Origin of the sequence: Streptomyces sp. col6, from assembly GCF_008042035.1 — a bacterium.
In the GTDB taxonomy this organism is placed as follows: Bacteria; Actinomycetota; Actinomycetes; order Streptomycetales; family Streptomycetaceae; genus Streptomyces.
This window is the reverse complement of the sequence record NZ_RDBL01000031.1, coordinates 33,028-39,124: the sequence shown is the minus strand read 5'-3', so window position 1 is coordinate 39,124 and position 6,097 is coordinate 33,028. Positions and strand designations below refer to the sequence as shown.

Below are 6,097 nucleotides of genomic sequence, written 5' to 3'. Positions count from 1 at the left end.
CCCCACCACCACCGCCACCCCCGCCCCGCAGGGCACCGCCGGGACGGACTGGCTGCACACCGACGGCAACAAGATCGTGGACGAGAACGGCAAGGAGGTCTGGCTCACCGGCGTCAACTGGTTCGGCTTCAACGCCACCGAACGGGTCTTCCACGGGCTCTGGTCCGCCAACCTGGACACCCTCACCGGGCAGATGGCCCAGCGCGGGATCAACATCGTGCGGGTGCCGATCTCCACCCAGCTGCTCCTGGAGTGGAAGAACGGCCAGGCCGCGGTGCCCAGCGCGGTCAACACGTACGCCAACCCGGAGCTGAAGGACAAGACCACCCTGGAGGTCTTCGACGCCTTCCTCGATACGGCGGAGAAGTACGGCATCAAGGTCCTCCTCGACGTGCACAGCGCCGAGGCCGACAACTCCGGGCACATCCACCCCGTCTGGTGGAAGGGCTCGATCACCACCGAGGGCTTCTACTCGGCCTGGGAATGGGTCACGGACCGCTACAAGGACAACGACACCCTCGTGGCGATGGACATCAAGAACGAGCCGCACGGCAAGCAGTCCGAGAGTCCGCGCGCCAAGTGGGACGACTCCACCGACGAGGACAACTTCAAGTACGCCTGCGAGACCGCCGGCAAGCGCATCCTCGCCATCAACCCGAAGGTCCTCATTCTCTGCGAGGGCATCGAGATCTACCCCAAGGACGGCAGCAGCTGGGGCTCCACCGCCGAGGCGGACTACCACTACGACTGGTGGGGCGGGAACCTGCGCGGCGCCGCCGAACACCCCGTGGACCTCGGCGCCCAGCAGGACCAGCTCGTCTACTCCCCGCACGACTACGGGCCGCTCGTCTTCCAGCAGCCCTGGTTCGAGGGCGACTGGGACCGGAGCACGCTGGAACGCGACGTCTGGGGCCCCAACTGGCTCTACCTGCACCAGAACAACACCGCGCCCCTGCTCATCGGGGAGTGGGGCGGCTTCCTGGACAACGGCCCCAACGAGAAGTGGCTCAAGGCGCTGCGCGATCTCATCGTGGACCACCGCATCAGCCAGACCTTCTGGTGCCTCAACCCGAACTCGGGCGACACCGGCGGACTGCTCGGCTACGACTGGGCCACCTGGGACGAGGCGAAGTACGCCCTGCTCAAACCCGCGCTCTGGCAGGAGAACGGCAAGTTCGTCAGCCTCGACCACGAGGTCCCGCTCGGCGGCACGGGTTCCACGACCGGCATCAGCCTGACGGACCTGTACGGCACCGGCTGACCGGCACGGTGCGCCGGGCGGACGCGAGGTCCGCCCGGCGCACACGGCGGGCGGCTACTCCGTGCGCAGCGCCAGCCAGTCGAGCTCGGCGTATCCCTCGCCCTTGGTCAGCCGGATGTGGTTCACCCCCTCGCGCAGCGTGAGCCGGACGGTGGCGGTGCCCTCGACGGCGTCCTGCCGGGGGCCGCTGAGCCAGGCACCCGTGGAGGGGTACGCAATCGTCCCGGCGGGCGTCCCGTCCACGGTCACGGAGTGCCCGGCGGTCCCGGCCAGTCCGTTGGCGTATCCGACGTCCACCAGGTACGACCCAGCACGGGGCGCGTCCACGGCGAAGTCGACGGAGCTGGTGGCGCCGTCGATGCCGCCCACGTAGTCCGGGAACTCGTTCCACTGGAAGTGCCGGACGCCCGCGCCGCTCACGGTAGCCAGCTCCGCCTCGTACCGGTGGGTGTCGGGGCGTACGTCGATGAAGTCGAGCTCCGCGTAGCCGTCGCCCTTGGCCAGGGTGACCGTGTTCCGGCCCGCCTTGAGGACGATCCGCTTCACCGCCGTAGCCATCGTGGCGTTCGCCCAGCCTCCGGTGGCCGGGTAGCTCACCGCACCCTGCGCCTCGGAGTTCACCCGCACCTGGTGGGTGGAGGTCGCGGCGGTGCCGTTGGCGTAGCGCACCCGCAGCAGGTGGACGCCGGCCTTCTGGGCGTCCACGCCGAAGGTGACCGAGCTGGTGGCGCCGTCGATCCCGCCGATGTAGCCCCGCCCCGAGGCGAGGGCCGTGTCGCTGCCGGTGTGCGTGACGGTCCCGGCCTGCACCGCGTCCTCCGCCTCGTACTTGCCCGGGTACGACGCCGCCGCCCCCGCGGGCTCCACGACGATCCGGTAGCCGTCGAGGTGCTCCATCCCCCGGATCGGCACGGTGAGGTTGCCGCCGGAGTCGAGCGTGAGCACCTTGTCGTAGACGTTGTACGGGCCCGACTGCGGGTCGCCCGCGCGTTCGGCCCTGCGGTCGGTGGCCAGCGGGTCCGTGGTCCAGTCCGTCGTGTCGATCCGGACCCTGACCTGCGGGCCGAGACCGCGCGCCGCGAGGCCCAGGACCCGGACGTCGATGTCGCCGTCGTCGCCGCCCGCCAGCACCGTGACGGCGCGGGCGGCGGAGTCCCAGGAGGCGACCGCGTCGGAGCCCTGGTAGTGCCGGGTGTCCCAGCGGCTGACGAAGAGCTGGCTGCCGCGCAGCTCGCGGAACCAGTTCATGAAGTACCAGCCGGCGTTGGGCTTCAGGCCGCCCGAGGTGCGGCGCAGGGTGTTCCCGAGCAGCCCGGGGTTGGTGTAGATGCCCATGGCCGCCGAGTCCACGCCGTACCGGGCGAACTCCGCCCAGTGCTTGATCATGGTGCCGGGAACCCCTTCGAACTCGCCGTTCCCGGGCCCGTACTCCTCGATCATCACGGGACGCGGGGAGATGCCGAGCTCCTGCTCCAACGGCCGGTAGTAGCGGGTGAGGGACTCGGGCACATCCCCCGGGCTCGGGCCCAGGCTGTGCCAGCCGATGATGTCGGGCAGCGTGCCGGTGTTCTTCGCGTTGACCAGGAAGTCCCGCATGCGTGGCTGCCGGTCCGCCGACTCCCACGGGTTGTAGTGCTCGTAGTTGGGCCCCATGATCCTCACCGAGCCGTCGATGGCCCGGATACGCCGGACGGTCTGCGTCCAGAGCCAGTTGACCTTGGCGTCGTAAGTGGCGCCGGGGACGCGCGGGTCGGTCATGAACGGGCTGTCCGGCTGGGTGCCGAGCTTGTTGTCCGGCTCGTTGAGCGGGGCCACCGCGCTCAGCACGTCCTTGTACTTCTGGATCGACCGGGTGGCGCTGTCCACCTTGGCGTTCCAGTCGTCAACGCCCTTCCAGACGTACGGCCAGCCACCCATCAGGTCGTTGTAGCGGCCGACCATCTTCACGCCGGTGCCCCGCAACTTCGCGGCCACCGACTCCGTGGAGCTGGGGTAGGAGGTGTCACCGTTCATGCTCTGGTGCTGGGCGAGCAGCACCTGCGTACCGTCGGCGAGCGCGGCCGGGGTGTCGGGCGTGGTCGTCACCCCGAAGAGCGTGCCTAGCCCGGCCTTGGTGAGCGGCCCCGACTGCCGGCCGGTGTCCACGGTGATGACCTCGGGCGCGGCGGCCGCCGCCTGCCCGGCCGCCGCGCTGTCCTGGCCGCCCGCCGAGATCAGCGAACCGGCCAGCACCGCCGTGACCACGAGCGCCGAAGCGGCGGAGCGGACGGCCCGCTCCTGTGCCGGGCGGGTCACCGGAGGTCCCACTTCATGTTCTCGCCGCCCCAGCAGTCCCACAGCTGGATGCGGGTGCCGTTGGCGGTGCCCTGGCCCGCCGCCTCCAGGCAGCGGCCCGAGTTGGGGTTGCGCAGGGTGCCGTCGGAGTTCAGCGTCCACCGCTGGTTGGCGCCGCCCCAGCAGTCCCACAGCCCGATCCCGGCCCCGTTGTCGCGGGCGGCCGCACCGCCCGTCACCTCCAGGCACTTGCCGAAGGCCCGTACGGTCCCGTCGGAGCCGACGGTCCACTGCTGCGGGGCGCCGCCCCAGCAGTCCCAGAGGATGACCGGCGTCCCGTTGGCGCTGCTGCCTCCCGACACGTCGAGGCAGCGCCCGCTCTGCCGGCCGACGAGCGCACGCGCTCCGCCCCCGCCGTTGGTGGTGAAGGAGAAGTCGTCCACGGCGAGCCCGGCCCCACCGACCCAGGGTTCGAATCCCGCCTGCACGCTCGTCATGTACCAGGAGCGCTGGATCTGACCCCGGGCGACCGCGTCGTCGGTGAAGGACCGCACGGCGAAGTCGAGGGCCCCGGTGCCCGAGGTGCGGACGTAGGAGATGACGTTCCAGCCGATGTTGCCGACCCACACGTCCCAGCTCGCGCCCTCGATGGTCGTGGTGGCGACGCGGGACCCGATGGGCTGCGGACGGCCCCGGTGGTCCAGCCAGATCATCAGCTCCGCCCCGGTGTTCTGGCCGTCGCTGCGGGGCGTCGGGTCGAACCACAGGTCGTACGAGGCGTTCCACTCACCCGACGCGGGCCGGGTCATGGCCACACTGCTGCGGACGTTCCCGAAGTCGGACACCCGTAGCGGCAGACCGCTGCCGGAGGTGCAGTTGGCGTAGTGGCAGCCCGCGTAGACCGACGGGTATCCGGCCGGGACGCTGTTGGTCGGGTTGTTGTGGTCGGACGCGGTGATCGCGAATCCGCGGTCGCGCGCCTCGATGCACTGGCGCGTGCTCGCGCCCCAGCGGTTGTTCTGCACGAGGTAGCGGCCCTGCTGGATGCTCGTGGAGGCGTACGCGTCGCACAGGGTGGTCGCCGCCGCGGCCTGCGGAGCGGTGGTCAGGGCGGCGCCGAGCGACGAGACCAGCAGGGCGAGGACGGACGCCCACAGGCGTAAGGCTCTCGCTCGCGGACGGTGAAGTGTGTGACGGGACACGGGTGTTCCTCTCGGGTGGGGAGGGTGCGGGGGTGGGGACGTACGGGATATGGGAGCGCTCCCATATCCCTGTGCGCGGTCCGGGGGACCGGACCGCGCAGGAGGAGGGGTGCCGCTGTCAGCGGCACCGTGCCGTGAAGCCGTTGTCGGCGAGGCCGCGGCAGAAGGACGCCTTGGCGGCCGTGTAGCGGGACAGCCGGCCGTCCACGAACCAGGTCGTGTCGGGCGCGAAGTCGAAGCTGCCGTCGTCGATGCCGTCCCAGCCGTAACGGAAGTCCAGGTTGATGTAGACGACCGAGCGGATCACCCCGCGCAGGTCGTACTCGCCCGGCAGGTTGGGGATCGGCCCCCGGTAGTTCATCAGCGAGAACAGCCGCTGCACCCACCGGTCGCCCTGCGCCTGCTCCATGCCGTCCGTGGCGCCGTTGTCGGCGGTGAAGTTCATCATGCCCGCCTCGGAGAGCACGACCGGTTTGCCGTGGTCCTTGGCGAACTTGACCAGCTTCAGCACGTTGGCGTCATGGTCGAAGTTCCGCCAGACGGCAGCCGGGTTGCCGTTCTGGTCCGTCCCGATGTACGCGTTGCGGCACTGGTTGGCGCCGACGTCGTAGTTCTGCGGCGGGGTCCCGTTGTAGAGGTAGCCCCGGTCGTAGATCGGCAGACACAGCTCGTGCGCGAAGACGGAGACCCCCACCCAGTCCACGGCCGCGTCCCCGGGATACAGCGCCTCGAACTCACCGCGCACCGGGTGGTAGACGAACGACAGGTTGTGCGCGGTGGAGTGCCCGTCCAGATAGGCGGCGAGCGTGTTGAAGGCGTTCTTGTACGAGGAGCAACTGGCGTCGGTGCAGTGGTAGAAGCTGCTCACCTCGTAGTCGAGCCGCAGCTTGAACGAGGCCGAGGGGTGGGAGTTGGTGAACGCGAGCAGGCGGTCCAGCTGCGCGGTGTGCCCGCCCGCCGCGATCTCGGCGGTGACCGCCCGGGACCTGGCGGCCTTGGCGTTCTCGTCGCCGCCCTCGAAGCCGGGCGGGTTGTCCTTCCAGCTGATGCCGACCTGGACGGTCTTGCCCTGCGAGGCCAACTCCTCGGCGAAGGCCCGGTGTTCGGCGTTGACCCAGTCTCCGCTGCGGAGCTCGTAGTAGACCGAGCCGCCGTCGGAGCCCTGGGCGAAAGAGTTGAAGTCGCTCAGCGCGCCGCGGGTGGACTGGCCCAGCAGCAGTTCGGGCGCGGCGGGGTCCGCCGTGGAGGCGGTGGCCGTCTGCGCGGTGAGCAGGAGCAGGGTGGCGGTCGTCGCCGCGGCGAGGGCGCGCCGGAGGCGGCGAAGGCGTGGGGTGGTGTGGGGCACGGGGTCTCCTCGGTA

4 protein-coding genes are annotated in these 6,097 nt (G+C 70.4%); 1 reads left to right on the top strand and 3 read right to left on the bottom strand.

The genetic code is table 11. From position 1 onward, the window contains the following. The coding region (locus tag EAO73_RS34670; RefSeq protein WP_147975520.1) for a glycoside hydrolase family 5 protein at positions 1–1,261 on the top strand (1,261 nt) is incomplete at its 5' end. Positions 1,262–1,315: 54 nt separating this feature from the next. Here EAO73_RS34670 and EAO73_RS34665 read toward each other — a convergent pair. The 3 genes from EAO73_RS34665 to EAO73_RS34655 all read right to left on the bottom strand — a co-directional run bounded on the left by EAO73_RS34665 (position 1,316) and on the right by EAO73_RS34655 (position 6,082). Next, a complete protein-coding gene (locus EAO73_RS34665; protein WP_147975503.1) occupies positions 1,316–3,556 on the bottom strand; it encodes a CBM35 domain-containing protein in 2,241 nt (746 codons plus the stop codon). Further along, positions 3,553–4,737, bottom strand: coding sequence for a GH12 family glycosyl hydrolase domain-containing protein (locus tag EAO73_RS34660; RefSeq protein ID WP_224756579.1), 1,185 nt, complete (start codon positions 4,735–4,737; stop codon positions 3,553–3,555). Before EAO73_RS34660 ends, EAO73_RS34665 begins: the two co-directional genes overlap by 4 nt. 118 nt (positions 4,738–4,855) lie before the next feature. Continuing rightward, the gene (locus EAO73_RS34655; protein WP_147975502.1) at positions 4,856–6,082 is read right to left on the bottom strand and encodes a hypothetical protein; all 1,227 of its coding nucleotides are present in this window, start codon (positions 6,080–6,082) and stop codon (positions 4,856–4,858) included. Positions 6,083–6,097 lie beyond the last annotated feature (15 nt).